The sequence below is a fragment of the Vibrio sp. 1401 genome (genome assembly GCF_033340295.1).
Window position 1 is genome coordinate 1 of the sequence record NZ_JAWOWF010000409.1, and the last position, 671, is coordinate 671.

Consider the following 671-nt stretch of genomic DNA (forward strand, 5'->3'; position numbering starts at 1 on the left):
CCTGCACGGGATCCCCATTGTTCTCGCTTCATATCTGACTCCTATACGACTCCCTAAGGAATGAAGCTCTCTCAGTTGATCTGCAATCCCTGCTAAATTGTTAAAAGAAAGGACAACTGTTATCCGTCAGTTTTATGATCCTAAATTCTAACTTGTTATTAATTTGCAGAGTTATGTTTTGCCTAACGTAAGAGAAGTTAGAGATTAACTCTTATTATGTTGATGTGTGTTTGATAAAACTGAAATATTTATCTGTTTTCGTTATTCAGACTAACTTCTAATAATACAGAGCGCAATAGATTCTAAATGTTAACATTAGTGTTTTGTGTGGTTTTAATGTTGTTAAATAGTGAGAAAATAGGTGATCTGAAAGGTTGGTTAGGCGGTTTGGTGAAATAAATGACTGCTATATTGCTATTTGAATGGTCTTATGGACTATTTTTATCATTTAGGGCGTACGACTATCTTTTGCACACCCTATAGATAATGTTCCGGTTAATTTGCCTCAGTTAAAAGCGAAAACTAAAGCCTACGTTTGACTGAAATTGGTTCATCCAATCAGTATCGAATTTGATGATGCAGCTTGAACCATCAGATGGCAACGTACATGCACCAGATGTGTCATTATCTACGACCGTACCTAACCAGCGTACTTGTGCCGTTAGAGCAAA

Annotated in this window: 1 pseudogene; it reads right to left on the reverse strand. The window is 36.5% G+C overall.

What is annotated here, in order from left to right:
* Window positions 1-509: 509 nt before the first annotated feature.
* Window positions 510-671: pseudogene (locus R7Z77_RS25930) on the reverse strand (porin family protein); the annotation flags it as partial.